Genomic DNA, 22,927 nt, shown 5'->3' with positions numbered 1-22,927 from the left:
TAGCTTATTGCCCACTTTTGTTACACGCGGAAAACGTCAGGTAGAACATGAAGTTGGCGCCGCGTTTTATAGTCGAGTTGTGATCCGTTTGATTGGATCTTTTTTTCACCAGAATTTTTAAGGGTCAGGTATTTCATGGAATTCGGTCTGCGCGAGTGGCTGATCGTTATTGGCATCATCGTTATCGCTGGCATCCTGTTCGACGGCTGGCGCCGTATGCGCGGAGGCAAGGGCAAGCTCAAGTTCAGACTTGACCGCAGCTTCGCCAATATGTCGGACGACGACAGTGATCCGGATCTGCTCAGTACACCGCGTGTGGTGCAACGCGACCACGAGCCGCAACTGGATGAAGACGACCTGCCCTCGATGACTGCCAAGGACCTGCCGCGTCGTCCTCGCAACGAGCCTCAGCAGGGCGACCTCAATCTGGCCGTCGATGAGCCGGTACCGACCTTGCTCAACCCGGTCGATGACCAGCCCGTCGAACCCAAGAAAGCCACCAGGCTGGCTGTCGATGCCGCACCGGTGGAAGAGGTGCTGGTGATCAACGTGGTCGCCCGTGACGACTTTGGTTTCAAGGGCCCGGCGCTGCTGCAGAACATTCTCGAAAGCGGTCTGCGTTTCGGCGAGATGGACATCTTCCACCGTCACGAGAGCATGGCAGGCAACGGCGAGGTGCTGTTTTCCATGGCCAATGCGCTCAAGCCAGGCACTTTCGATCTGGACGACATCGAAGGCTTCAGCACCCGTGCGGTGAGCTTCTTCCTCAGTCTGCCCGGCCCGCGTCATCCGAAGCAGGCCTTCGACGTGATGGTCGCTGCGGCGCGCAAGCTGGCCCATGAACTGGGCGGTGAGCTGAAGGACGACCAGCGCAGCGTGATGACTGCGCAAACCATCGAACACTACCGCCAGCGCATCGTCGAATTCGAGCGCCGGCAACTGACCCAGAAACGCTGAAACACCAGTGCATTGCAAAAGAGCAGCCGAGGCTGCTCTTTTCGTTTGAGAGACCGAGCATGACCGACGCCGCCCAACGTATTTCCGAACTGCGCAATGAACTGGACGCGCACAACTACCGTTATTACGTGCTGGACGAACCGAGCGTGCCGGACGCCGAGTACGACCGCCTGTTCCGCGAACTGCAAGCGCTGGAGGCGGAGCATCCAGAGCTGGTGACACCGGAGTCGCCGACCCAGCGCGTCGGCGGTGAGGCGCTCAGCGCCTTTGGCGAGGTGCGCCATGAAGTGCCGATGCTCAGCCTCGGCAATGCCTTTGAAGAAGACGACTTGCGCGCCTTCGACCGCAGCGTGCAGAACGGCCTCGGTGTGCAGGGCGGCGATCTGTTCGGCGGCGGTGCCGAGATTGAGTACAGCTGCGAACCCAAGCTCGATGGTCTTGCCGTCAGCCTGCGTTACGAAAACGGCCAACTGGTGCGCGGCGCCACGCGCGGAGATGGCAGTACCGGCGAGGACATCACCAGCAACGTACGCACCATCCGCAATGTGCCGCTCAAGCTGCAGGGCGAGGGCTGGCCGCAGGTGCTGGAAGTACGTGGCGAAGTGTTCATGCCCAAGGCCGGCTTCGAGGAGCTCAATGCGCGCCAGGCCGAGAGCGGTGGCAAGACCTTCGCCAACCCGCGTAACGCCGCTGCCGGCAGCCTGCGTCAGCTCGACCCGAAGATCACCGCCAGCCGCCCGCTGGAGTTCTGCTGCTATGGCGTTGGCCAGGTCAGCGGCGAGCTGCCAGGCACTCAGGTGGCCATGCTGCAGCAGCTCAAGGCCTGGGGCGTGCCCATCAGTCGTGAGCTGAAACTGGCCAAGGGCGTGGAAGCTTGCCTGGACTACTACCGTGATATCGGCGAGCGGCGCATGAAGCTGGCCTATGACATCGATGGCGTGGTGTTCAAGGTCAACAATATCGAGGATCAGCAGCAGCTGGGTTTTCGTGCGCGCACCCCGCACTGGGCCATCGCCCACAAGTTTCCGGCGCAGGAAGAACTCACCGAGCTGCTCGACGTGGAATTTCAGGTCGGCCGTACCGGCGCGGTCACGCCCGTGGCGCGTCTGAATCCGGTCAAGGTAGCCGGCGTCATGGTGGCCAACGCCACCCTGCACAACATGGATGAAGTGGCGCGCCTCGGCGTGATGATCGGCGATACGGTGATCATCCGCCGCGCCGGTGACGTGATCCCGCAGGTGATGGCCGTGGTGCCCGAGCGTCGCCCGGAGAACGCGCGCCCGGTGCACATTCCCGAGCAATGCCCGGTGTGCGGCTCGGCGGTGGAGCGCACGCAACTGGTCAAGCGCAGCAAGGGCAAGGAGTCGCTCAGCGAAGGTTCGGTGTATCGCTGCGTCGGTCGTCTGAGCTGCCAGGCGCAGCTCAAGCAGGCGATCATTCACTTCGTTTCGCGCCGCGCCATGGACATCGAAGGTCTCGGCGACAAGACCATCGAGCAGTTGGTGGACGAGAAGCTGATCGCCTCACCGGCCGACCTGTACAAGCTGCAGTACGAGCAAATCATCGGCCTGGAAGGCTTCGCCGAGGTCTCCAGCAACAAGCTGCTGGCGGCCATCGCCGATAGCCGCAAGCCTACGCTGGCGCGCTTTATCTATGCGCTCGGTATCCCCGATGTGGGCGAGGAAACCGCCAAGGTGCTGGCGCGCTCCCTGGCCTCGCTGGCGCGCGTGCGAAAGGCGCTGCCGCAGGTGCTGACCTATCTGCCGGATATCGGCCTGGAAGTGGCGCATGAGATCCACAGCTTCTTCGAGGACGCGCACAACCAGCAGGTGATCAGCGCCTTGCTCGGCGAGTGCGGCCTCGAGTTGCAGGAAGAGGGCGAACTGAGCGCCGAGTTCTCGGCCGTTGCCACCCTCGGCGGTATGCTCGACAAGCTGAATATTCCGAGTGTCGGCCCCGGTGCTGCACAGAAATTGGCTGAGCGTTTCGGCAGTCTCGAAGGCGTACTCGGCGGCGATTGGCTGGACATGCGCCAGACCCTGCCGGAGAAGCAGGCCAAGGCTGTGCGGGAGTTCTTCGACAACGCTGAAAATGCCCAGCTGGCTCGCGCCATCGAGCAGCAGTTGCGTGAGTTCGGCATGCACTGGGACAGCGAGAAAAAGGTCGCCGAAGGCCTGCCGCTGGCCGGCCAGACCTGGGTGCTGACCGGTACCCTGGAGGTGATGAGTCGCGACGTGGCCAAGGAGAAGCTGGAAAGCCTCGGTGCCAAGGTGGCCGGCTCGGTATCAGCCAAGACCCATTGCGTTGTCGCAGGGCCGGGCGCTGGCTCGAAGCTGGCCAAGGCCAGTGAGCTCGGGGTTAAGGTATTGGACGAAGCGCAGTTCCTCGAGCAGCTCAAGGCCTACGGCATCGAACCCTAGGGCGCTGTTCGCGAGCAGCGCTCGCTCCTGCAAGGGAGGCGAAGATGCGCCGATCCTGTAGGAGCGGCTTCAGCCGCGAAATGACCGGTGCAGGGTAGCTCCAAGGCTCCCGGATTGCATCCGGGCTACAGGACTGGGCGAAGTTTAGGTGTCGAGCTCTGAACCTGTAGGAGCCGGCTTGCCGGCGATCCTTTACGCAGAAGCATCGCCGGCAAGCCGGCTCCTACGAAAGCGTGGCTCAACCGGCGAAACGCTGATCCAGATAGGCGATGATCGCCTTGGATTCGTACAGCCAGGTGCTCTGACCGTTTTCCTCGATGCGCAGGCAAGGCACCTTGATGCGGCCGCCGTGCTGTTCCAGCGCCTGCCGGTGTTCGGCATCGTTCTTGGCGTCGCGCAACTGCACCGGCAGGTTGAGGCGATGCAGGCTGCGCCGCACCTTGACGCAGAATGGGCAGGCGTGGAACTGGTACAGCGCCAGGTCGGCGGTGGCGCGCTCGACTTCGGCTTGTGCCTCGGGGCTGCGCTTGAGCTTGCGCGGGCGGCTGATCCAGTCGACGAATATGACGAGCTGGCCCAGGCCGATACGAAGGGCTTTGAGCAACATGTTTCTAACTCCTGAAATGCCGACGGCCGTTCACCGAAGTGAGCGACCGCCGTCTGGGGCTTGGCTCAGCGAACCAGATTGAGAAATTCGCCGCGGGTCGCCGGGTTGCTGCGGAACTCGCCGAGCATCACCGAGGTGACCATGGAGGAATTCTGCTTCTCCACGCCGCGCATCATCATGCACATGTGCTGCGCTTCGATGACCACTGCCACGCCCAGTGCACCAGTGACCTGCTCGACCGCTTCGGCGATCTGCCGACTGAGGTTTTCCTGGATCTGCAGACGCCGCGCGTACATGTCGACGATGCGCGCCACCTTGGATAGGCCGAGCACCTTGCCGTTGGGAATGTAGGCGACGTGAGCCTTGCCGATGAACGGCAGCAGGTGATGCTCGCACAGTGAGTAAAGCTCGATGTTCTTGACCAGCACCATTTCGCTGTTGTCGGAGCTGAACAGTGCGCCGTTGGTGACTTCTTCCAGCGTCTGCTGGTAGCCACGACAGAGGTACTGCATGGCTTTGGCGGCGCGCTTGGGCGTGTCCAGCAGGCCTTCGCGGGTAACGTCCTCGCCAAGCTGGCCGAGGATCGCGGTGTACTGTTGTTCCAGGGACATGGAAAATCCTGTTGGGTATCGAATGGGCGCAGGGTAGGGCGCCGACAAGGGCCTGACAAGAGTGCCAGGCGCTAATGCGGTTATCTCATTACTCGTCGCGACCATCCATCATGGTGCGCTTGAGGATGATGTACACCGCGCCGGTGCCGCCGTGTTTGGCCAGGCAGGAGCTGAAACCCAGCACCTGCGGGTGCTGGCGCAGCCAGGTGTTTACATGGCTCTTGATCATCGGCTTGCGCCCGTCCATGCGCACTGCCTTGCCGTGGGTGACGCGCACGCAGCGAATCTCCAGCTTGGTGGCTTCGGCGAGAAACTCCCACAGTGTGTCGCGGGCCTTCTCGACACTCATGCCGTGCAGGTCGAGGCTGCCGTCGAAGGGGATCTGGCCCAGCTTGAGCTTGCGCATCTGACCGTCCTGCACGCCGTTGCCGGCCCAGTACAGCGGGTCTTCGGCGCCGACGTCGATGACGAACTGGTCAGACAACCCGTCCACCTTGGTCTCGCCCTGGCTGATGGTTGCAGCCTGGCGCAGGGAGCTGAACCGTTTACTGTCAGCTTTGGGTTTGCCGGTGTCGGCGCGGTCGTGCTTGATCGGCTTGACGCCGCGCAGCTCGGCCTGGAACAGGGAAAAGTCGTCGTCTTGCATCGGTGGCTCCGCGAAACAGGCGGGCATTTTACCCAAATGCCAGGCGCTGTAAGCGTAGAAAGACGAATTTGTAGGAGCCCGCTTGCGGGTGATCATCAATAATTCGATTGGCGAAGAGCATCGCTGGCACGCCAGCTCCTACAGTTGTGGGCGCTGTGTTTTTGGGCGATTCAGTCGCGCTTTTTCATCAGTGATGGCGACAGGCTCAGGTCGCTGGGGCGGCGCAGGCGTCTGCGGCAGCGACGCCAGAAGGCGACGCCGGCCCACAACAGGAACAGGCCGAGCAGCAGCAGAACGATGGCCTCGCCGGTGGAGTCGTTCAGCGTACCCAGCACTGGCGCGCGACCTGCCAGTGAAGCGACGCCCGCCATCGACAAGAGAATGCCGAAAGTGGCGAGCAGGGCGCCCAGGCCGGCTCCGATACGCAGGCGCCAGTTTCTCTGCTGGCGTGGGCGCAAGCGGCGTGCATCGAAATCGTCGGACAGCTTCATTCCGATTTCCTTTGGCTTATCGCCGGTATGACCGGCTGGTCGCGTCCGGGTTCCGCAGCGTTGGCGATAACTGCAACAGGCTTCACACCAGCGATTTGGCGTGCGGCACCAGGGTGGCGAAGTTGTCGCCCAGCGCGATCATCTCGATGCGATGTACCTCGGCGGCGGCTATCACGCTGCCATCCGGTGCGGGCAGGTCGCGGGTAGCGCAGGCAGCATCGACCAGGGTACAGCGATACCCGTAGTCCTTGGCTGCGCGCACGGTGGTGCTGACGCTGGAATGGGTCATGAAACCGCAGACGATCAGGTCGAGATGGCCCAGCGCCTGCAGACGATCATGCAACTCGGTGCCGGCAAAAGCGTTGGGCAGGCGTTTCTCCACGACGATCTCGCCCGCCAGTGGGGCCGCTTCCGGAAGGTGACGACCGCGCGGGCCGCTGGGGTCGAGCAGGCCGCCGGGAATGCCAAGGTGTTTGACGTGAACGATGTCAGCACCGGCACTGCGCGCTGCTGCCAGCAGACTGGCGATCTCTGCCAGCGCGGGGTCCAGGCCCGGCAGCGCCAGTACGCCGCTGCGGTATTCTTCCTGGGCATCGATGATCAGCAGGGTCGCATTGTTCAGGCTGGCCGGCGCGTGGCCACGACCGGTGAGCTGGAACATGGTTTGCGGATGGGACATCTCGGGCTCCTGGCTGATGGTGATAATGTGCCATTGTCCGCTTGCCAGAGCGCTCTGTGAACCTCTATCTGCGCCAAGGCTTGCCCGGTGCATTTTGCCGGAGCAGAATTGGAACTGCCCTGAAGGACTCAGGGTCGTACGCAAAAGGAGTTGCCATGTCACTTTTGTCGCAGTTTTCCCCGCATTTCTGGCTTTTATTCTCCATCGCCGTGGCCATCGCGGTTCTGCGCGAGCTGCGCCGTCCTGATGACGATGCCTTGCGCAAGAAGCACGAGCGGCTATGAACACTCGATAACCCGCAATTCATGCGCTCGCCACCCGCACTGGGCTAAACTTCCGCACTTTTCACCCGGAGGCCGCCCGTGACCGCTCTCACTACCCGTTTACGCACCCTGCGTGATTACATCCGCTGGGCCGTCAGTCGTTTTCAGGCCGAGCAACTGTTCTTCGGCCATGGCACCGACAACGCCTGGGATGAAGCGCGCCAACTGGTGCTCGGTGCACTGCACCTGCCTTGGGAAATTTCCGACACCTACCTCGATTGCCGCCTGGAAGACGACGAGCACGCCCACCTGCAGACGCTGCTCAAGCGCCGTATCGAAGAGCGTGTACCCACCGCGTACCTGCTCGGCGAAGCCTGGTTCTGCGGTTTGCCCTTCGTCGTCGATGAGCGCGTGCTGGTGCCGCGCTCGCCGATCGCCGAGCTGATCGACCGTCATTTCGCCCCCTGGCTGCCGACCGAGCCGGCGCGCATTCTCGATCTGTGCACCGGCTCCGGCTGCATCGGCATCGCCTGCGCCTACGAATTCCCTGAAGCGGAAGTGGTGCTGGGCGATCTGTCGTTCGACGCGCTGGAGGTAGCCAACCTCAACATCGAGCGCCACGGCCTGGAAGAGCGTGTCTACTGTGTGCAGGGCGATGGTTTCGCTGGGTTGCCGGGGCAGCGTTTCGACCTGATCGTCTCCAACCCGCCCTATGTCGACGCCGAGGATTTTGCCGACATGCCCGCGGAGTACCAGCACGAGCCGGCGATGGGCCTGGCCTGCGGCAATGATGGCCTGGATCTGGTGCGACGCATGCTGGCCGAAGCGGCCGATCACCTCACCGAGCGTGGCGTGCTGATCGTCGAGGTGGGCAACAGCCAGGTGCATGTCGAGGCGTTATACCCGGAAGTGGACTTCACCTGGCTGGACTTCCAGCGCGGCGGACACGGCGTGTTCCTGCTGGCGGCCAAGCAGTGCCGCGAGCATCAGGCACTGTTTCGTTCGCGCATCGAAGGCTGATACGCGGTGCGCTACGTTAGGTCGTGTGAGCCGCCAGGAGAGGCTGTTTACGATCTTTCGAGCTAGAGCGATACAACACCGATGGCGGCCCCGCAAAAACAAGCGAGAAACGGTCGGAGTCGCGTTCGACTGTACTTTTGTACATGAGCATTTCGAGCTTGTTTTCAACGCAGTAGCGCCGACGCGCAGATGATCGTAAATAGGCTCTCAGCGCGTGGCGATCCAGATCAGTAGGCCGGCCTGAAACAGGCTGAACGCCACCAGGCAGGTGATGGTGAAGCGCAGGCCGCTGTCTTCGCGCTTGAGTCGCTCGAGCCGATCTTCCAGCTTGCGCAGTTTGACGTCCTGCTCCTGCAGCGTCTGGTCGGCCTGCTGCAACATCGCCGCGGCGTCCAGCAACTCGATGATCTGCACCTTCTCGGCATGCCAGTCACCGTGCAGCGAGCTGACTCGCGGTGCGCTGTAGAAAGGCTTGAGTTGCAACGGGTCGCTGTACTCGATGGTGAAACCCTGCGCCTTCAGCGCGTGGTCACGGCGGGCGCGGGCGGCGTCATTGAAGTTGTCCTTGGTCGGCAGGGCGGCGCCCTCGACCTGATAGTGCGCGTACTGCTTGCGTGCCCAGGCAATGCCCTGGGCCATGAGAAAGCGCCCCAGGCCACGATTGGCCGGCTCTACGCTCAGGCCCTTGTCGGGGCCGAAGCGAACCTCCTTGCGCTGATGGTCGGCCCAGACTTCCAGCAGGTTGTTGTGGCGATGCAGGCGCTGGCCGGGCACCTGGATGGTCAGGCGCAGCAGGCTCGTGTCTTTGGCGTGACGCTCCACCCGGCCAAGCTGAACGAAGCGCAGTGGTCGCGGACCTGTTTCCCGGTCGACGGGTAGCGGCGCCAGACGCAGCAGGCTGAATTGCTCGGCTGGAAGGTCCGCCCAGGGATGCGGCGCGGCAGGCGTTTCGCTTGTCGCCGCTTCGGCATCTGGCGCTTGTGCCTGCGGGGCTGGGTTTTCGCTCATGGGCGTCCTGTGTACTGTTCGGTGGCCTTCGATGCGTTATCGGCCATTTTCCTCAGCACTGGAGTGAATAAAGGACAGGATCTTCTCACCCAGCGCACGGGCCAAGGGTAGCTGTGGATCGTCGTAGGACGCCAGCTGTTCGTTCCAGGGCGCCGGGGTGATGCGCAGGACATGATTCATGCCGGCTATCATCGCCAGTTCGGCATCGGGTTTGGCCTGCTTGAGCACTTCGGCGTTGTCCGGGCTGACCTGGGCGTCGTGAGTGCCTTGCACGATCAGTGCGGGAATTTGCAGTGCGGCGAAGTTTTCCGCCGGGTCCTGGCGCAGCAGGCTGATCAGGTAGGGCTGCACGCTGGGGCGATAGATCGCTTGCAACTCCTCGGGCACCTCGGGCTGCAGCTTGCCGCGGATCAGGTTGGCGAGGATGTGCCTGCTCTCGGCCAGGAGCGGCGGCGGCAGGCGCATGGCCAGTTGCATGTCCAGCACCTGGCCGATGGGGTAGGCGGGGCCGGCAATGGACACCAGGGCATCGGCCTGGCTACCGGGCGCGGCCAGGCTGGCGATCAGCGCGCCTTCGCTGTGACCGATGAGAATCAGTCGGTCGAAGCGCGGGTCATCCCTGAGCAACCCGGCCCAACCTTCGGCATCGGCCACATAGCGCTCGACGCTGAGGTCCCTTTCGTCCGGCGTGGCGGTGCGGCTGGCGGCCACGCCGCGCTTGTCGTAGCGCAGGCTGGCGATGCCGTAGCGTGCCAGCACCTGGGCTAGCTTCTTCAGCGCATCGTTATGCCCGCCCTGAGGGTTGTTGCCGTCGCGGTCGGTGGGGCCGGAGCCGGCGATCAGCAGCGCCACCGGCACCGGCTTTTCGCTTTGCGGCACCAGCAGACTGCCGTACAGGGTGCCCTGGTCGGTGTCGAGGCTGATGGGTGATTGCTGGGTGGTGTTGGCCTGGGCCAGGCTGGTGATCAGGGTGAGGGACAAGAGCAGGGCTCGTAGCATGATGAGGGCAGGGTAGTGGCAGGTTGGTGTTGGACGCTGGCCGCGGGGCAAGGTTCGGGCACTTCTAAAAACTAGCTGCGTTGTCATCACTGCGTTAGAAAACAGGCTCAAATGCTCATTTACAGCCCGTAAACTCCGCTTTTCGCCTGTTTTCAGCCTTGTGCTGACTGCCTCGCTTACGTTTTTAGAAATGCCCGTTCGGGGTGAACTGCAAGTTATCGGCAGGTATACTCGCCCACCTTGTGAATCGGGCCTGCGCAGCGCCGGGCCTGAGCTGAATTTCGCGGAGCGTCTTCCCATGTCCGGCAATACCTACGGCAAGCTGTTCACCGTCACCACCGCTGGCGAAAGCCATGGCCCGGCGCTGGTCGCCATCGTCGACGGTTGCCCGCCCGGTGTCGAGATCTCCCTGGAAGACCTGCAGCGCGACCTCGATCGCCGCAAGCCGGGCACCAGCCGCCACACCACACAGCGCCAGGAAGACGACGAGGTGGAAATCCTGTCGGGCGTGTTCGAGGGCAAGACCACCGGCTGCTCCATCGGCCTGCTGATCCGCAACACCGACCAGAAGTCCAAGGACTATTCGGCGATCAAGGATCTGTTCCGCCCGGCCCACGCCGACTACACCTACCACCACAAGTACGGCATCCGCGACTACCGCGGCGGCGGCCGCAGCTCGGCGCGCGAGACTGCCATGCGTGTGGCGGCCGGCGCCATCGCCAAGAAGTTCCTGGCCAGCCAGGGCATCGTCATCCGCGGCTACATGAGCCAGCTCGGCCCTATCGAAATCCCGTTCAAGACCTGGGGCAGCGTCGAACAGAACGCCTTCTTCAGTCCCGACCCGGACAAGGTGCCGGAGCTCGAGGCCTACATGGATCAGCTGCGCCGCGACCAGGATTCGGTCGGCGCGAAGATCACCGTGGTCGCCGAAGGCGTCATGCCGGGCCTCGGCGAACCGATTTTCGACCGCCTCGATGCCGAGCTGGCCCATGCGCTGATGAGCATCAACGCGGTCAAGGGCGTGGAGATCGGCGCCGGCTTCGCCTGCGTTGCCCAACGTGGCACCGAGCACCGCGATGAGCTGACCCCGGAAGGTTTCCTCTCCAACAACGCCGGCGGCATCCTCGGCGGTATCTCCAGTGGTCAGCCGATCATCGCCCACCTGGCGCTCAAACCGACCTCCAGCATCACCACACCGGGTCGCTCCATCGACGTTGATGGCAACCCGGTGGATGTGATCACCAAGGGCCGTCACGACCCCTGCGTGGGCATCCGTGCCACGCCGATCGCCGAGGCGATGATGGCCATCGTGCTGATGGATCACCTGCTGCGTCACCGCGCGCAGAACGCCGACGTGCGCGTCACCACACCGGTGCTGCCACAACTGTGATCCTGGGGGCGGCATGAGCGCGGCCCTGCCGTACTGGCGGCTGTCCGGTTTCTACTTCTTCTACTTCGCCCTGCTCGGGGGGACGGCGCCGTTCCTGGCGCTGTACTTCGACCACCTGGGCTTTTCCCCGGCGCGGATCGGCGAGTTGATCGCCATTCCCATGCTGATGCGCTGCCTGGCACCGAACCTGTGGGGTTGGCTGGGTGACCACACCGGTCAGCGCCTGTTGATCGTGCGTTTCGGCGCGCTGTGCACCCTGGTCTGCTTCGCCGGCATCTTCTTCAGTCAAAGCTACGCCTGGCTGGCGCTGATCATGGCCACTCACGCCTTCTTCTGGCATGCGGTGCTGCCGCAGTTCGAGGTGATCACTCTGGCCCATCTGCGCGAGCAGGCGGCGCGTTACAGCCAGATTCGCCTGTGGGGCAGCATCGGCTTCATCGTCGCTGTGGTCGGCCTCGGCCTGCTGTTCGAGTGGCTGAGCCTGGACGCGTATCCGGCGGCGCTGCTGGTGATCATGGCCGGTATCGTTGTCAGCAGTTTCTGGGTGCCCAATGCACAGCCTGTGCTGCGCCCGAGCACGCTGGAATCGGAGGGTTTTGTGCGTCAATTGCGCCGCCCCGGTATCCTTGCGTTCTACGTTTGCGTCGGGTTGATGCAACTGAGCAACGGCCCGTACTACACCTTCCTCACTCTGCACCTGGAGGGTGTTGGCTACAGCCGTGGCGCCATCGGTCTGTTCTGGGCGCTGGGGGTGGTGGCGGAGATCCTGCTGTTTCTGGTCATGGCGCGGCTGCTGCAGCGCTACTCGCTGCGCGCCGTGTTACTGGCCAGCTTCCTGATCACTGCCGTGCGCTGGCTGCTGCTGGGTAGTCTGCCCCAGTACCTGCCGGTACTGCTGCTGGCGCAGTGTATGCACGCCGCCACATTCGGCGCCTTCCATGCCGCCTGTATCCACTTCGTGCAGCGCAGTTTCGCCGACCGCCAGCAGGGCCAGGCCCAGGCGCTCTATGTCAGCCTGGCTGGCATCGGCGGTGCGTTGGGCGCGCTGTATGCCGGCTATAGCTGGAAGGGCCTGGGCCCGGCCTGGACCTTCGCCATCGCCAGTCTGGTAGCCTTGCTGGCAGCCTTCATCATTGCCACCCGTCTGCCGCCCGAGCGGCCCTGAATCGAGTGAACCCTTCATGAGCAGCCTCGCCGTCCACCTGCACACCTCCCCGGAACTGCCGAACAAGGTTCTCAACCACGCCGACGATATCGCCAGCACCCTGTCTGCGGTGGGCATCGACTATCGCCAGCTGGAATTGCCGGCTGCGTTGCGCCCTGGTTGCGAGCAGGCCGAGTTCGACGCTGCCTATGGCCTGTGGCTGCAGGCATTCATGGGCAAGGAAGGGCATGTGCAGCAGGAGCTGTTCAACCTGCAACGCAATCATCCGCAGAAACTGGAGCTGCGCGCTCGGTATCTGGACGAGCAAGTGCAGTCTAGCGCCAGTACCTGGTTGTTCCTGGGTGGTTTCGCCCAGCTCAGCGTGCATCTGGATGGCTATGTGTATGTGCTGCAGGGGGAGCGTGGCGACCTGCTGACGCTGCCGGCCGGCACTCGTCACTGGTTCGATCTGGGTGAAGAACCGCACGTGCTGGCGCTGCGCCTGAGCCCGAGTGAAGACACACCAGAACGCACCGGTGACGATATCGCCAGCCGCTTTCCGCGCCTGGGGGACTGAGGGAACCCCAGCCAATCAACGACTATCCTATGCAGGCAACCTTTCAGACAGGAGTGTCGTCATGGGTTCCACCTTCAATGGGCTGATCGGCCTGGTCATCCTGGCCCTGGATATCTGGGCCATCATCAACGTGGTCAAGAGCAACGCGGAAACTGGAATCAAGATTCTATGGATTCTGCTGATCGTGCTGTTGCCGGTGATCGGTCTGATCATCTGGGCGCTGATGGGGCCGCGCGGCAACGTCAGAATATGACTCGCCTGTGGTTGCTGGCCTTGGCGCTGCTGCCACTTTTCAGTGTGGCAGCAGATGATGCCAACGCCTGGCAGGCACTGCGCGAAGGCCGTGCGCTGATACTCATGCGTCACGCCACCGCGCCGGGTACGGGCGACCCGGCGAACTTTCGCCTGGGGCAGTGCGAAACCCAGCGCAACCTCAACGCTCAGGGGCGTGCCGAGGCCCGGCGTTGGGGCGAACTGCTCGGGCGCCAGGGGATCGAACAGCCTCGGCTTCTCAGCAGTCGCTGGTGCCGCGCTCTGGACACGGCCAGCAACATGCAGCGCGGTCCGGTACAACCCTTCGCTGCGCTGGATTCGTTCTTCGGCAAGCCCGGGGATGGCGCCGAGCAGACCGCCGAGCTGATTCGCTCGATCAACCAGTTGCCAGCTGGCGCGCCGTTGGTGCTGGTTTCCCATCAGGTCAATATCACTGCGCTGACCGGTATCTTTCCGGCTTCGGGCGAAGGGCTGATCCTGGCGTTGCCACTGCGCCCGCGTGCAGAGCCTCTGGCGCGCATACCCGCGCCTTAGGCACTTTTTGTAAAGAGTCTGGTTACAAAGCCAGTTGCGCCTGAGCCGGCTGCAAGACACCCTCGAGTTCCAGTAACTGCTGCTTGCGCGGCAGGCCACCGGCATAACCGGTCAGGCTGCCGTCCCGGCCGATCACCCGGTGGCAGGGCACGATGATGGAGATGGGGTTGGCGCCATTGGCCGTCCCCACCGCGCGTACTGCCTGCGGCCTGCCGATCACATGGGCCAGCTCCGAATAGCTGCAGGTGCGGCCGTAGGGAATGTCCAACAGCGCCTGCCAGACCGACTGCTGGAATGCCGTGCCCCTGGGCGCAAGGCGCAATTCGAACTGACGGCGCTTGCCGGCGAAGTATTCATCGAGCTGGCTGCACACGGCGTCCAGCTCTCGGCCAGCGGGCTGCCAATGGTCTTCGATGCGCCAGGGCCGGCTGTCCAGCTCCATCAGCAATAGTTGCAGGCCGCTGTCGTCGGCTGCGATCAGTAGCGGACCGACGGGGCTGTCGTGGTAGCGGTAATGCATGATTTCAGCCTCCCGAATAGTTATGCCAGAGGTACGCGGCTGCATAAGCGCGCCACGGGCGCCAGGCTTCCGCGCGTGCTTTCAGGCGGCGCGCATCGATACCCTCCGTTCCCCATACCGGCGCCTTGAGCAAACCCAGGTCGCTGGCGGGAAAGGCGTCGGCCTCACCGAACGCACGCAGGGCGATGTACTCCGCTGTCCACGGGCCGATGCCTGGCAGGGCGCATAGCTGCTCGATCAGTGCTGTACTGCCGTCGGCCAGGTGCAGTTTCAGGCTGCTATCGGCAATGCGCGCGGCGAACTGCTGCAGGCACTGCACGCGCTTGCCGGGCATGCCGATGCCAGTCAGGTCCGCCTCGGCAAGCGCCTGTGGTGAGGGGAACAGATGGCTGATGCCCTGGGTTTCCGGCGTCTCGATCGACGTACCGACACGTTGCACCAGGCGTCCGACTATGGTGACCGCCGCCTTGACCGTGACCTGCTGGCCGACGATGGCGCGCACCGCCTGCTCGAACGGATCGAACGCCACCGGCAGGCGCAGGCCGGGATTGCGTCGCAGCAGCGGCGCGAGCAGTTCGTCAGCGCTCAGATGCAGCGCAATCGCCTCGGGCTCGCTGTCGAGATCGAACATGCGCCGCACGCGCTGTTCGAGTTGATCCAGATGCGCGGGCGAGGCCAGGCGGCAGCGCAGTTCCAGCGCGTTCTGCCCTGGCAGCGGTGCAACCCTGAACCAGCCGGGTGTGCCGTCGATACTGAAGCCGCGGCTGTAGCTGTCCGCGCTCAGTGACTCCAGCCCGGGAATCGCGCGCAGGGCGAAATGGCTATGGAACTGTTGCCAGTCCCAGGGCGGTTGGTAGGGCAGAAGCAGTGTGATGATGTTCATGGCTGGCACCCTAGCGCGGCGTTTACGCCTTGTCGCCGTGAAGATGACTTTCAAACCTAGGCACGCCCGCGAAGGCTGCCTGGACGCGACTCCGATGGATCGTAACGCCGACCGCTCGTAGCGCCAGCTCGTAGGGTGGATCGGAATGCCGACCACTCGTAGCGCCAGCGAACAGTCCACACATAGTGCCTACCGTGATGGCGTACTGCTTCCGAGCGGCCGGTGTCCCGGTACGCCCTACACCAACGCTTCCCGTTGATAACGCCCGGGCGTTACGCCTTTCCAGCGCTTGAACGCGTGGATGAAGTTCGACAGCTCGCCGTAACCCAGGCGCTCGGCGATTTCCTCCAGGCTCAGGCCGCCCGCATCCAGCAGCTCTTCGGCCAGCGCCTGGCGCACTTCGTCCTGCAGGGCACGGAAGCTCGTATCTTCTTCGATCAGGCGCCGGCGCAGGGTGCGGCTGCTCAGGTGCAGGCGCTCTGCGACCTGTTCCATGTCGGCGATCTGCCCCGGCGACTGCAACAGTAACTGACGCACCCGCCCGGCCAGGCCCTGATGCCATTGGTGGCGCGCCAGCAACGTCTGGCATTGCTGCTCGCAAGCACTGACCAGTTGCGGATTGGCCCGTGGCAGTGGGTTGTCCAGCAGGGCGGCGTCAAAGCCCAGGCGATTGTGCGCGGCGCCAAAGTGCGGCATCTGGCCAAAGGCAGTGATGAATGGCGAAACGTCAGCCGGCGCCGCCTGGCGCAGTTCCACATTCAGCAATCGCAGTGTGCTGCCGAGCAGCTCGCGCACGACCACCAAGGCACCGAGCATGTCGCGCTGCACGATGAAGTCATGCAGCGTCGGGGGCAGGGCACTGTCATCGAAATACAGGCTGGCGACGGCGTCATCCACGCTCAGGCTGATGCGGGTGAAGGCATAGGTCAGGCCGTGATAGCGCAGCCCCAGCTCGGCGGCCTGGCGTACCGTGGCGCTGCTGAGAATGGCGTAACCCCAGGCACCGTAAGTGGTCAGGTGGTAGCGCCGCCCGGCCTGTAAACCAAGGTCGCCAACGTCGGGCAGCGCCTCGATCAGGTTGGCGATCAACTGCAGTTCGCGCTGCGCGTCGATCTCCCCGTTCAAGCTGGCCAGTTGCACCGGACTGAGCCCCGTCTCGTGCAGGCATTTGTCCAGGCTCAGACCAAGGTCGAGCCCCAGTTGAGTGAGCAACTGGAGGCTGATGATGCTGCGTCGTGTGGGCCAGGGGGCTGACATGGATTGTCCGAAAATCACAATATCCTGGCCGACTATGCCATAACCTGGGCGCTGCGAGGCAAGTAGCATCGGCTCATCGCCATACACGGGTCACTACAATGCATAACAACCCCCGTACCAACGCGCCCTGGCGCGTGTTGATCATCGGCAGCGGTTTTGCCGGTCTGGGCTTGGCCATGCAGCTGCGCAATGCCGGCGAGGACGACTTCCTGTTGCTGGAAAAGGCCGGCGAGGTCGGCGGCACCTGGCGCGACAACAGCTACCCGGGCGCTGCCTGCGATGTGCCTTCGCACCTGTATTCCTTTTCCTTCGAGCCCAAGCACGACTGGTCGCGCAAGTTCGCGCCGCAGGCGGAAATTCACGCCTATATCCTGCAGTGCGTGGAGAAACACCGGTTGCGCCCGCACATCCGCCTTAACAGCGAAGTGCTCGGTGCCGAGTTCGATGCCGCGCGCGGTATCTGGCGCGTCGAACTGGCGGGGGGCGAAGTGATCGAGACGCAGGCGCTGGTCAGTGCCTGCGGCCAGCTCAATCGGCCGGCCTACCCGAAACTGCCCGGCCTGGAGCATTTTCGCGGCGAGGCTTTTCATTCGGCGCGCTGGCGCCATGATCTGGATCTGACCGGCAAGCGCGTGGCGGTAATCGGCACCGGCGCTTCGGCGATCCAGTTCGTGCCACAGATCCAGCCGAAGGTCGCCAGCCTGAGCCTGTTCCAGCGCTCGGCTGCCTATGTGCTGGCCAAGCCGGATCGTGCCTATAGTCCTTGGGAGATTGCTCTCAAACAGCGTTTGCCCCTGCTGCAACGCGCTGATCGCCTGCTGCAATACCTGCATCACGAGGGCCGGGCGCTGGCCTTCATCCGCTTCCCCTGGCTGATGCGCCTGTTTCGTCATAGCTTCACCCGCCATCTGCAACGGCAGATGCCCGATGCTGGCAAGCGTGAGCGGTTGCAGCCGAACTACCCCATGGGCTGTAAACGTATCCTGATCAGCAACGACTACTTCCCGGCGTTGGCGCAGGCCAATGTCGAGATCGTCGACGCGGCGATTCGCGAAGTGCGCGAGCACTCGCTGGTGACGGCCGATGGCCGTGAGCATCCCTGCGATGTGCTGATCTACGGCACCGGTTTTACCGCCACCGATTTCCTCGCGCCGATGCGCATTCGTGGCCTCGATGGGCTGGAGCTCAATCAGGCCTGGAAGGAGGGTGCCGAGGCCTACAAGGGCATCAGCGTCAGCGGCTTTCCCAATCTGTTTCTGCTCTATGGGCCGAACACCAACCTTGGTCACAACTCCATCCTCTATATGCTCGAGAGCCAGTACGCCTACGTGCTGGGCTGCCTGCAGGCGCTTCGCGAACAGCGGCTGCGCTATCTCGACCTGCGGCCGACGGTGCAGCGTCACTACAACGCCGAATTGCAACAGGCGACTCATCGAACGATATGGGAACAGGGGTGCGACAGCTGGTACAAGACCGCTACCGGCAAGCACACCAACAACTGGCCGGGGTTCACCTTTACCTATCGCCTCATGACCCGTACTCCGGAGCTTGCCGACTATGACTGCGTCCGCTGACTTCAAAGCCCCCGCTGCCGAGCAGATGCTGCTACGCGGTGTGTTGCGCGGTTTTCTGCGTCTGTTCTTCCGTGGCCTGGTTCGGCCGCCGATGCCGGTGGCCGGCCAGCGCTTTGTGCTGCGCGCGCTCACTGCCATCACGCTGACGCCGCGTGGGGTCAGCCGCAGCGCCGATACCCTGGCCGGGCGCCCGTGCGAATGGCACCGGCCGCCTGTCAGCGGCGGTAGCGTGTTGCTTTACTTGCACGGTGGCGCCTTCATGATCGGTGGACCAGACACGCACCGAGGCATCTGCGCCAGCCTGGCCAAACGCGCTGCCCTGGAGGTCTGCGCTCTGGATTACCGTCTGGCGCCTGAGCATCCCTATCCAGCAGCGCGCGATGATGTGGTGGCGGCTTACCAGGCATTGTTGGCGGCCGGCTATAGAGCCGAACAGATCGCCATTGGTGGCGACTCGGCTGGCGGCAACCTGAGCCTGGTCGGTTGCCTGCGCATCCTCGAACTCGGCCTACCGGTGCCTGCCGCACTGGTGTGCTTCTCGCCGGTCACTGATTTCACCGGCGAGCAGATGCACGAGCCGCCAGCAGGCGACCCGCTGCTCCACCCCAGCTGGATCGAGCAGGCCGCGCAGCTGTATTGCCCGGCCGACCTGCCGCGCGTCGATCCGGGCATGTCGCCGCTGTTCGCCGATCTTGGCTGCCTGCCGCCGACGCTGATCCAGGTGGGCGAAGACGAGTTGCTGCTGAACGACAGTCTGCGCCTGGCCGAGCGCGCCAAGGCGGCCGGGGTGAACGTGCGCCTGGAGCGTTATCCGGGGTTGTGGCACGTGTTCCAGGCGCATGTCGGCATGTTGCGTGCGGCGGATTACGCCATCGCCCGCGTGGCAGCCTTTCTCCTTGAGCGGGGTGTGTGATGAACAACATTCTCATCAGCGGCGCCGCATCGGGCATTGGCGCCGCCACCGCGCGGCTGTTTCACGCGCGGGGCTGGCGCGTCGGGTTGCTCGATGTCGATGAAAAGGCGCTGGCGGCCTTGGCCGCCGAGCTGGGCGGCGCCTGGCATGCGCCGCTGGATGTGGTCGATGCCGCGGCGGTGAAAGCCGCGTTGGCCGATTTCTGCGCGCAGGGCGGCGGTCAGTTGCGCCTGCTGTTCAATGGCGCAGGCATTCTGCGCACCGGTGCCTTCACCGATATCGAGCTGGAGCAGCACACGCGTCTGGTACAGATCAATGTGCTTGGCGTGCTCAATCTTTGCCATGCGGCCTATCCCTATCTCAAGGTCACGCCAGAGGCGCAGGTGATCAACATGGGCTCGGCCTCGGCGCTCTATGGCGTGCCGCAACTGGCCAGCTACTCGGCCAGCAAGTTCGCCGTGCGTGGGCTTACCGAGGCGCTGGAGCTGGAGTGGCGTGAACACGGCATCCGCGTGGGTGACCTGATGCCGCCGTTCGTCAATACGCCGATGGTGCGCAGTCAGGCGCAGCGTCCGCCGGTGATGCGCCGCCTGGGCGTGCGTCTGGAGGCCGAGCAGATTGCCGAAGCAGCCTGGAAGCAGGCCCACGCCAGCACCGTGCATCGCCCGGTGGGGCTGCAGTTCGGGCTGCTGTTCAGCCTTGGGCAGATCACGCCGGGCTGGATCAACAGGTTGCTGATGGCCTGGCTGAGTCGCCCGTGAGTTCGGGCGAGGCGTTCAGGCTGGCCAATTGCCGCTGGTCGCCGGTTTTGTCACAAAGGCTTTCTGTATAGCGCGAATCTCTCTCGTAGCAGCTACTCTACGGGAGACGGTTTCAGTTCGGTGTTCTGCCGGGCAGTCGTCGATACGCTTGCAGTAGACACATCGAGCATCTGCTCGATTCTCGGGGCGGCGCCACTTGGGTGCATCTGTAAACGCAGGGCGTTTTCAGAGGTTTCCGGTAAGAGCCGCGACACCGTCCGCAGGACGGTCGCATTGGGAAAGCGGTTAATCCATCCATAGCCTGAGAGGGGGTCGTTTATGAGCACAGCCTTCCACGAAGACTCCAGCACGTCGGTGCTGCGTCGGATGAAAGAAGGGGGATTCGACTTCGCCCAGTTTCACCCGATCGAGTTCTACGCCATCTTTCCCGACGAAGAACGGGCCAGAACGGCGGCCAGAAACTTTCGCGGCGAGTCGCTCAACGCTCAGATATCCGCCCGTGAGGACGGCATCTGGCACCTGCAAATCAGCAAAGTGATGTATGCCACCCATGCCGGTATCGGCGAGTTCGAACATGACCTGGAGTCCATCGTCGTCCCGCTGGGCGGCAAGATGGATGGCTGGGGCGTTACCCAGGAGGTGAAAGCGTCAGCCATGCGTTAAAGGTGAATGCAGCGGTATTCCCCACCACAGACCATCGGCCGGCTGTCCGGCCGATGGCTTCAATTCCCAGCCCACCTCGACTTGCCAATCCTTCTCGCGCAGACTGCGCGGCGGAGGTAGCTATGGCCGATGTTCTGATCCTGACTCATATCGATTATTGCCCGCCAGCCCACCTGGTGCAGGTGCTGCAGGCGCGTGGCTGCAGTTTCGACGTGTTGCGCGTCGACCTGGGTGAGTTGCGCGGCTACGACCTGGAGCGGCCCAAGGCGGTCGCCGTGATGGGCGGGCCGATGAGCGTCAATGACCCGCTACCCTGGATTGCCGACGAAGTGGCTGCGCTGCAGCGCTTCATCGCACGTGACATTCCCATCATCGGTCACTGCCTGGGCGGCCAGCTGCTGGCCAAGGCACTGGGCGCCAGCATCCGCCGTATGGCCTACACCGAGGCGGGTTGGCAGCGTATGCAGCGCCGCCCGGAGGCAGCCGATAGCCCCTGGCTGGCGCATGTGCCCGCAGCGTTCAGTATTTTTCAGTGGCATGGCGACACCTTCTCGCTGCCTGACGGCGCCCAGCCTCTGTTGAGTAGCCGCTGGTGTGACAACCAGGCCTTCGCCTGGGGCGACAAAGTGCTGGCGTTGCAGGGCCATCCGGAGATGACAAAAGAGCTGATCGAACTCTGGCTCGATGACTGGGCGCACCTGCTCGATGCCAGCCAGCCGAGCCAGCAGAGCATCGACGAGATGCGCGAAGGCCTGAGCGAGAAGGTCAGGTTACTGAATCAGGTGGCTGAGGGTTTCTACGCGCACTGGCTGAAACTGGCTGGGCTTTGACGTCCCAAAAGAGCGGGTAACAATAACTCTGTGGCAGGAGATCGCTCATCGTCTGGAAATATGGCACCGTCGTGCGGTTAACCGATACATCGCCGCCACGCGAGAGCCTATTCCCTGCGCGGTGCTGCTCCTACAAGGGTTATTGGACGCCATGCGGTAGGAGCCCCACCCCGGGGCGAAGCCTTTGCAGCGCCAGGCTCTAAAGCGCGTGAGCACCGGTTTTTCCGGCGCCTACGGGCCCCAATAATTGAAGTAGTAGATGTTGCCGGGCTTGATCTCGATATCGATTTCCCCACCGCACTTGATCGTGCGTGTCCCGGGCATTATCTCCCCGGCCTCGTGAAGCTGGTGAGGCCAGCGTTCGTCGTCTACCGAGAGCGCTCCACAGCCACCACCGTTATCGTGTTCAATCACCAGGTAGGTTTTGCCGTCCGTGGATGGTTTGTAGCGGCCTCTGAGTTCATAAGTGGCATCCGTATCCGTGGAGGCAATGCTCACCAGCAAAAACGCCACTGCAATCACAAGAGCGGAGCATAGAACTGCGCCGAGGGTGATCAGCAAATACTTGAGTGCTCGCATCATTTGCTGGGGTACTTGTTCAATTTCATGGCTCGTCAGGGATCAGCATCAGCAGATCGGTCACCCCCACATCCGCACCCGCCTGGGTTAGTAGCGTCGTAGCCTGGCCGCGGTGATGCGTCTGGTGGTTGAACAGGTGCATCAGCAGGGCGAAGAAGTGCTTTTGCGCGGCCACACCCTTCATGTTGCGGTAGCTCAGCGGCTGATCCAGCTGCTCTTCGCCCATCTCGGCGGCCAGGGCTTCGATGCAACTGTCCAGCTGTTTACGCAGTGCGGCCAGCTCGCGTATATCCGCACCCATCGGTTGATCCAGGCGCGTCGGCTTTTCCAGCCCTGCAAGCGCCTGCAATGCCCGGAAGTTGGCCGGGTGCGCGGTGTAGCGCCCCAGCCAGATACGGTCGGCCACCAGCAGATGGTTGAGCGTGCCGAGGATCGAGCCGAAGAACGCACCACGCTCGGCACTCAGCGCTTCGTCAGGCAGGGTGGAAGCCGCCGCGTAGAGCCGTTCGTTCATCCAGCTGTTGTAGCGCGCCATCAGGCGGATATGGTCGACTCTCTGCATGGCCATTACCTGTTCTTGTTCTTTCAGAAACGCTCATCGGCAATGGCCGGTAGCACCAGCTCACGCACGTAACTGGCATCGGACAGGCTCAGTAGCGTTCGCACCAGAGCGACGACATCGTGCAGTGGAATCAGCTGACCTTCGCCATTTTGCGCCGCCTGTTCAATCGGAGTTTGCAGGCCATCCTGCGTATTGAGGTAGCCCAGTTGCAGGCAGGTGACGGCCAGACGCTGATCGCGAAAACCTTCGCGCAGGGTCTCGGCTATGCCTTTGAGGGCGAACTTGCTGGCGCCGAAGGTGACTTCCGGGCGGCCACTCTGTGGCAGGGCCGAGGTGGAACCGGTGAGGATCAATTGCGGCTTGGTGCCGCCGAGCAGGCGCGGTAGCAGGCGTTTGAGCAGCAGCAAGGTCGCGCCGATATTGACGCTGACCATCTCGAGAATCTGCGCGTCGTCGTCCTGCAGAAAGCTGTAGTCATCCTCGAACGCGCGGGTTTCCCAGATTCCCAGGTTGTAGATGATCGCGTCCAGACGCTGAGGCGACTGTGCTTCGATGGCGTCCACGGCCCGCAGCGGATCACTCATATCCGCCTCGATCCACTGGATATCCGTAGCGAGATCGGCAGGGCGGCTGCGTGAAATCCCGATCAACTCGTGGCCTTGCGCCAAACCCTCTACCAGCGCTCGGCCGAGACCTCGGCTGGCTCCGATCACCATGATGCGCATCCTGTACCTCCTTGACTCTTGCAGGGATCTTCCATGACTCA

General features: G+C 63.2%; 27 protein-coding genes. 14 read left to right on the top strand and 13 right to left on the bottom strand.

The window, feature by feature from the left end; translation table 11 throughout:
* Positions 1-135 precede the first annotated feature (135 nt).
* Together zipA and ligA are read left to right on the top strand one after the other, a co-directional pair.
* Positions 136-957, top strand: coding sequence for a cell division protein ZipA (gene zipA / locus INS93_RS10585; RefSeq protein ID WP_192981668.1), 822 nt, complete (start codon positions 136-138; stop codon positions 955-957).
* A gap of 59 nt (positions 958-1,016) precedes the next feature.
* On the top strand, positions 1,017-3,377 hold the full coding sequence (gene ligA / locus INS93_RS10580) for an NAD-dependent DNA ligase LigA (protein ID WP_192981665.1): 2,361 nt from the start codon (positions 1,017-1,019) through the stop codon (positions 3,375-3,377).
* A gap of 238 nt (positions 3,378-3,615) precedes the next feature.
* Here ligA and INS93_RS10575 read toward each other — a convergent pair whose 3' ends face one another.
* From INS93_RS10575 to INS93_RS10555, 5 genes are all read right to left on the bottom strand, one after another.
* Positions 3,616-3,984, bottom strand: coding sequence for a glutaredoxin family protein (locus tag INS93_RS10575; RefSeq protein WP_192981662.1), 369 nt, complete (start codon positions 3,982-3,984; stop codon positions 3,616-3,618).
* Positions 3,985-4,049: 65 nt separating this feature from the next.
* On the bottom strand, positions 4,050-4,595 hold the full coding sequence (gene folE, locus INS93_RS10570; protein WP_075748315.1) for a GTP cyclohydrolase I FolE: 546 nt from the start codon (positions 4,593-4,595) through the stop codon (positions 4,050-4,052).
* Between the two features lie 88 nt (positions 4,596-4,683).
* Entirely contained in the window at positions 4,684-5,241 is a 558-nt protein-coding gene (locus INS93_RS10565) for a Smr/MutS family protein (RefSeq protein ID WP_160017681.1), read from the bottom strand.
* 170 nt (positions 5,242-5,411) lie between these two features.
* Complete coding sequence (locus INS93_RS10560) at positions 5,412-5,732, bottom strand: hypothetical protein (protein ID WP_192981659.1); 321 nt, start codon at positions 5,730-5,732, stop codon at positions 5,412-5,414.
* A gap of 82 nt (positions 5,733-5,814) precedes the next feature.
* The gene (locus INS93_RS10555; protein WP_017679227.1) at positions 5,815-6,411 is read right to left on the bottom strand and encodes a cysteine hydrolase family protein; all 597 of its coding nucleotides are present in this window, start codon (positions 6,409-6,411) and stop codon (positions 5,815-5,817) included.
* A gap of 155 nt (positions 6,412-6,566) precedes the next feature.
* On the opposite strand from INS93_RS10555, the gene INS93_RS24805 reads away from it, so the two are divergent.
* Positions 6,567-6,695 (top strand): hypothetical protein, encoded by a 129-nt coding sequence (locus tag INS93_RS24805; protein WP_256667044.1) that lies wholly within the window; start codon positions 6,567-6,569, stop codon positions 6,693-6,695.
* Between the two features lie 78 nt (positions 6,696-6,773).
* Positions 6,774-7,694, top strand: coding sequence for a 50S ribosomal protein L3 N(5)-glutamine methyltransferase (prmB, locus tag INS93_RS10550; protein WP_192981656.1), 921 nt, complete (start codon positions 6,774-6,776; stop codon positions 7,692-7,694).
* Positions 7,695-7,901: 207 nt separating this feature from the next.
* Here the strand turns inward: prmB and INS93_RS10545 are convergent, their stop codons facing one another.
* Positions 7,902-8,702 carry a hypothetical protein gene (locus INS93_RS10545; protein WP_192981653.1) on the bottom strand — a complete coding sequence of 267 codons (801 nt, stop codon included), beginning with the start codon at positions 8,700-8,702 and terminating at the stop codon, positions 7,902-7,904.
* A gap of 36 nt (positions 8,703-8,738) precedes the next feature.
* Positions 8,739-9,701 carry an alpha/beta hydrolase gene (locus INS93_RS10540; RefSeq protein WP_192981650.1) on the bottom strand — a complete coding sequence of 321 codons (963 nt, stop codon included), beginning with the start codon at positions 9,699-9,701 and terminating at the stop codon, positions 8,739-8,741.
* 298 nt (positions 9,702-9,999) lie between these two features.
* Between INS93_RS10540 and aroC the strand changes: the two genes are divergently transcribed.
* The 5 genes from aroC (at position 10,000) to INS93_RS10515 (ending at position 13,619) form a co-directional block, all read left to right on the top strand.
* Positions 10,000-11,091 (top strand): chorismate synthase, encoded by a 1,092-nt coding sequence (aroC, locus tag INS93_RS10535; RefSeq protein ID WP_192981648.1) that lies wholly within the window; start codon positions 10,000-10,002, stop codon positions 11,089-11,091.
* A 13-nt stretch (positions 11,092-11,104) separates the two neighbouring features.
* Entirely contained in the window at positions 11,105-12,256 is a 1,152-nt protein-coding gene (locus tag INS93_RS10530) for an MFS transporter (RefSeq protein ID WP_192981631.1), read from the top strand.
* Between the two features lie 16 nt (positions 12,257-12,272).
* On the top strand, positions 12,273-12,812 hold the full coding sequence (locus INS93_RS10525; protein ID WP_192981628.1) for an acireductone dioxygenase: 540 nt from the start codon (positions 12,273-12,275) through the stop codon (positions 12,810-12,812).
* 61 nt (positions 12,813-12,873) lie between these two features.
* Complete coding sequence (locus INS93_RS10520) at positions 12,874-13,065, top strand: PLDc N-terminal domain-containing protein (RefSeq protein ID WP_037002762.1); 192 nt, start codon at positions 12,874-12,876, stop codon at positions 13,063-13,065.
* The gene (locus INS93_RS10515; RefSeq protein ID WP_192981625.1) at positions 13,062-13,619 is read left to right on the top strand and encodes a histidine phosphatase family protein; all 558 of its coding nucleotides are present in this window, start codon (positions 13,062-13,064) and stop codon (positions 13,617-13,619) included. Before INS93_RS10520 ends, INS93_RS10515 begins: the two co-directional genes overlap by 4 nt.
* Positions 13,620-13,641: 22 nt before the next feature.
* Here the strand turns inward: INS93_RS10515 and INS93_RS10510 are convergent, their stop codons facing one another.
* From INS93_RS10510 to INS93_RS10500, 3 genes are all read right to left on the bottom strand, one after another.
* On the bottom strand, positions 13,642-14,139 hold the full coding sequence (locus INS93_RS10510) for a methylated-DNA--[protein]-cysteine S-methyltransferase (RefSeq protein ID WP_192981623.1): 498 nt from the start codon (positions 14,137-14,139) through the stop codon (positions 13,642-13,644).
* Between the two features lie 4 nt (positions 14,140-14,143).
* On the bottom strand, positions 14,144-15,022 hold the full coding sequence (locus tag INS93_RS10505) for a DNA-3-methyladenine glycosylase family protein (RefSeq protein WP_192981621.1): 879 nt from the start codon (positions 15,020-15,022) through the stop codon (positions 14,144-14,146).
* A 237-nt stretch (positions 15,023-15,259) separates the two neighbouring features.
* Complete coding sequence (locus tag INS93_RS10500) at positions 15,260-16,279, bottom strand: AraC family transcriptional regulator (protein ID WP_226945459.1); 1,020 nt, start codon at positions 16,277-16,279, stop codon at positions 15,260-15,262.
* A gap of 98 nt (positions 16,280-16,377) precedes the next feature.
* On the opposite strand from INS93_RS10500, the gene INS93_RS10495 reads away from it, so the two are divergent.
* From INS93_RS10495 to INS93_RS10475, 5 genes are all read left to right on the top strand, one after another.
* Positions 16,378-17,853 carry a flavin-containing monooxygenase gene (locus INS93_RS10495; protein WP_192981617.1) on the top strand — a complete coding sequence of 492 codons (1,476 nt, stop codon included), beginning with the start codon at positions 16,378-16,380 and terminating at the stop codon, positions 17,851-17,853.
* Positions 17,837-18,766: an alpha/beta hydrolase gene (locus tag INS93_RS10490; RefSeq protein WP_192981615.1), complete on the top strand. Its 930-nt coding sequence runs from the start codon at positions 17,837-17,839 to the stop codon at positions 18,764-18,766. The genes INS93_RS10495 and INS93_RS10490 overlap by 17 nt, the downstream gene beginning before the upstream one ends.
* The gene (locus INS93_RS10485) at positions 18,766-19,527 is read left to right on the top strand and encodes an SDR family oxidoreductase (protein WP_192981613.1); all 762 of its coding nucleotides are present in this window, start codon (positions 18,766-18,768) and stop codon (positions 19,525-19,527) included. Before INS93_RS10490 ends, INS93_RS10485 begins: the two co-directional genes overlap by 1 nt.
* A 318-nt stretch (positions 19,528-19,845) precedes the next feature.
* Positions 19,846-20,190 carry a ribonuclease E inhibitor RraB gene (locus INS93_RS10480; protein WP_017679242.1) on the top strand — a complete coding sequence of 115 codons (345 nt, stop codon included), beginning with the start codon at positions 19,846-19,848 and terminating at the stop codon, positions 20,188-20,190.
* A gap of 122 nt (positions 20,191-20,312) precedes the next feature.
* Entirely contained in the window at positions 20,313-21,020 is a 708-nt protein-coding gene (locus INS93_RS10475; RefSeq protein WP_192981611.1) for a type 1 glutamine amidotransferase, read from the top strand.
* 231 nt (positions 21,021-21,251) lie between these two features.
* Here the strand turns inward: INS93_RS10475 and INS93_RS10470 are convergent, their stop codons facing one another.
* From INS93_RS10470 to INS93_RS10460, 3 genes are read right to left on the bottom strand one after another with little or no spacing between them, the layout of a single operon-like run.
* Positions 21,252-21,602, bottom strand: coding sequence for a hypothetical protein (locus INS93_RS10470; protein WP_226945458.1), 351 nt, complete (start codon positions 21,600-21,602; stop codon positions 21,252-21,254).
* Positions 21,603-21,624: 22 nt separating this feature from the next.
* Complete coding sequence (locus tag INS93_RS10465; protein ID WP_192981609.1) at positions 21,625-22,161, bottom strand: DinB family protein; 537 nt, start codon at positions 22,159-22,161, stop codon at positions 21,625-21,627.
* 23 nt (positions 22,162-22,184) lie between these two features.
* Positions 22,185-22,886, bottom strand: a complete 702-nt coding sequence (locus INS93_RS10460) for an SDR family oxidoreductase (protein WP_192981606.1) — start codon at positions 22,884-22,886, stop codon at positions 22,185-22,187.
* Positions 22,887-22,927: the final 41 nt, after the last annotated feature.

Origin of the sequence: Pseudomonas sp. EggHat1, assembly GCF_014892995.1 — a bacterium.
Taxonomy (GTDB): Bacteria; Pseudomonadota; Gammaproteobacteria; order Pseudomonadales; family Pseudomonadaceae; genus Aquipseudomonas; species Aquipseudomonas chaetocerotis.
Note: the sequence above shows the minus strand (reverse complement) of the source record. Positions and strands in the feature narration are given on the sequence as shown.

What these genes read in the sequence shown, in the direction of transcription:
- INS93_RS10460 (WP_192981606.1), bottom strand. Translation starts at nt 22,886, where the DNA reads ATGCGCATCATGGTGATCGGAGCCAGCCGAGGTCTCGGCCGAGCGCTG.
- INS93_RS10525 (WP_192981628.1), top strand. Translation starts at nt 12,273, where the DNA reads ATGAGCAGCCTCGCCGTCCACCTGCACACCTCCCCGGAACTGCCGAAC.
- INS93_RS10480 (WP_017679242.1), top strand. Translation starts at nt 19,846, where the DNA reads ATGAGCACAGCCTTCCACGAAGACTCCAGCACGTCGGTGCTGCGTCGG.
- aroC (WP_192981648.1), top strand. Translation starts at nt 10,000, where the DNA reads ATGTCCGGCAATACCTACGGCAAGCTGTTCACCGTCACCACCGCTGGC.
- INS93_RS10540 (WP_192981650.1), bottom strand. Translation starts at nt 9,701, where the DNA reads ATGCTACGAGCCCTGCTCTTGTCCCTCACCCTGATCACCAGCCTGGCC.
- INS93_RS10510 (WP_192981623.1), bottom strand. Translation starts at nt 14,139, where the DNA reads ATGCATTACCGCTACCACGACAGCCCCGTCGGTCCGCTACTGATCGCA.
- INS93_RS24805 (WP_256667044.1), top strand. Translation starts at nt 6,567, where the DNA reads ATGTCACTTTTGTCGCAGTTTTCCCCGCATTTCTGGCTTTTATTCTCC.
- INS93_RS10530 (WP_192981631.1), top strand. Translation starts at nt 11,105, where the DNA reads ATGAGCGCGGCCCTGCCGTACTGGCGGCTGTCCGGTTTCTACTTCTTC.
- INS93_RS10560 (WP_192981659.1), bottom strand. Translation starts at nt 5,732, where the DNA reads ATGAAGCTGTCCGACGATTTCGATGCACGCCGCTTGCGCCCACGCCAG.
- INS93_RS10505 (WP_192981621.1), bottom strand. Translation starts at nt 15,022, where the DNA reads ATGAACATCATCACACTGCTTCTGCCCTACCAACCGCCCTGGGACTGG.
- INS93_RS10495 (WP_192981617.1), top strand. Translation starts at nt 16,378, where the DNA reads ATGCATAACAACCCCCGTACCAACGCGCCCTGGCGCGTGTTGATCATC.
- INS93_RS10470 (WP_226945458.1), bottom strand. Translation starts at nt 21,602, where the DNA reads ATGATGCGAGCACTCAAGTATTTGCTGATCACCCTCGGCGCAGTTCTA.
- ligA (WP_192981665.1), top strand. Translation starts at nt 1,017, where the DNA reads ATGACCGACGCCGCCCAACGTATTTCCGAACTGCGCAATGAACTGGAC.
- INS93_RS10485 (WP_192981613.1), top strand. Translation starts at nt 18,766, where the DNA reads ATGAACAACATTCTCATCAGCGGCGCCGCATCGGGCATTGGCGCCGCC.
- INS93_RS10500 (WP_226945459.1), bottom strand. Translation starts at nt 16,279, where the DNA reads ATGTCAGCCCCCTGGCCCACACGACGCAGCATCATCAGCCTCCAGTTG.
- INS93_RS10565 (WP_160017681.1), bottom strand. Translation starts at nt 5,241, where the DNA reads ATGCAAGACGACGACTTTTCCCTGTTCCAGGCCGAGCTGCGCGGCGTC.
- INS93_RS10575 (WP_192981662.1), bottom strand. Translation starts at nt 3,984, where the DNA reads ATGTTGCTCAAAGCCCTTCGTATCGGCCTGGGCCAGCTCGTCATATTC.
- INS93_RS10490 (WP_192981615.1), top strand. Translation starts at nt 17,837, where the DNA reads ATGACTGCGTCCGCTGACTTCAAAGCCCCCGCTGCCGAGCAGATGCTG.
- folE (WP_075748315.1), bottom strand. Translation starts at nt 4,595, where the DNA reads ATGTCCCTGGAACAACAGTACACCGCGATCCTCGGCCAGCTTGGCGAG.
- INS93_RS10475 (WP_192981611.1), top strand. Translation starts at nt 20,313, where the DNA reads ATGGCCGATGTTCTGATCCTGACTCATATCGATTATTGCCCGCCAGCC.
- INS93_RS10465 (WP_192981609.1), bottom strand. Translation starts at nt 22,161, where the DNA reads ATGCAGAGAGTCGACCATATCCGCCTGATGGCGCGCTACAACAGCTGG.
- INS93_RS10555 (WP_017679227.1), bottom strand. Translation starts at nt 6,411, where the DNA reads ATGTCCCATCCGCAAACCATGTTCCAGCTCACCGGTCGTGGCCACGCG.
- INS93_RS10520 (WP_037002762.1), top strand. Translation starts at nt 12,874, where the DNA reads ATGGGTTCCACCTTCAATGGGCTGATCGGCCTGGTCATCCTGGCCCTG.
- INS93_RS10515 (WP_192981625.1), top strand. Translation starts at nt 13,062, where the DNA reads ATGACTCGCCTGTGGTTGCTGGCCTTGGCGCTGCTGCCACTTTTCAGT.
- zipA (WP_192981668.1), top strand. Translation starts at nt 136, where the DNA reads ATGGAATTCGGTCTGCGCGAGTGGCTGATCGTTATTGGCATCATCGTT.
- INS93_RS10545 (WP_192981653.1), bottom strand. Translation starts at nt 8,702, where the DNA reads ATGAGCGAAAACCCAGCCCCGCAGGCACAAGCGCCAGATGCCGAAGCG.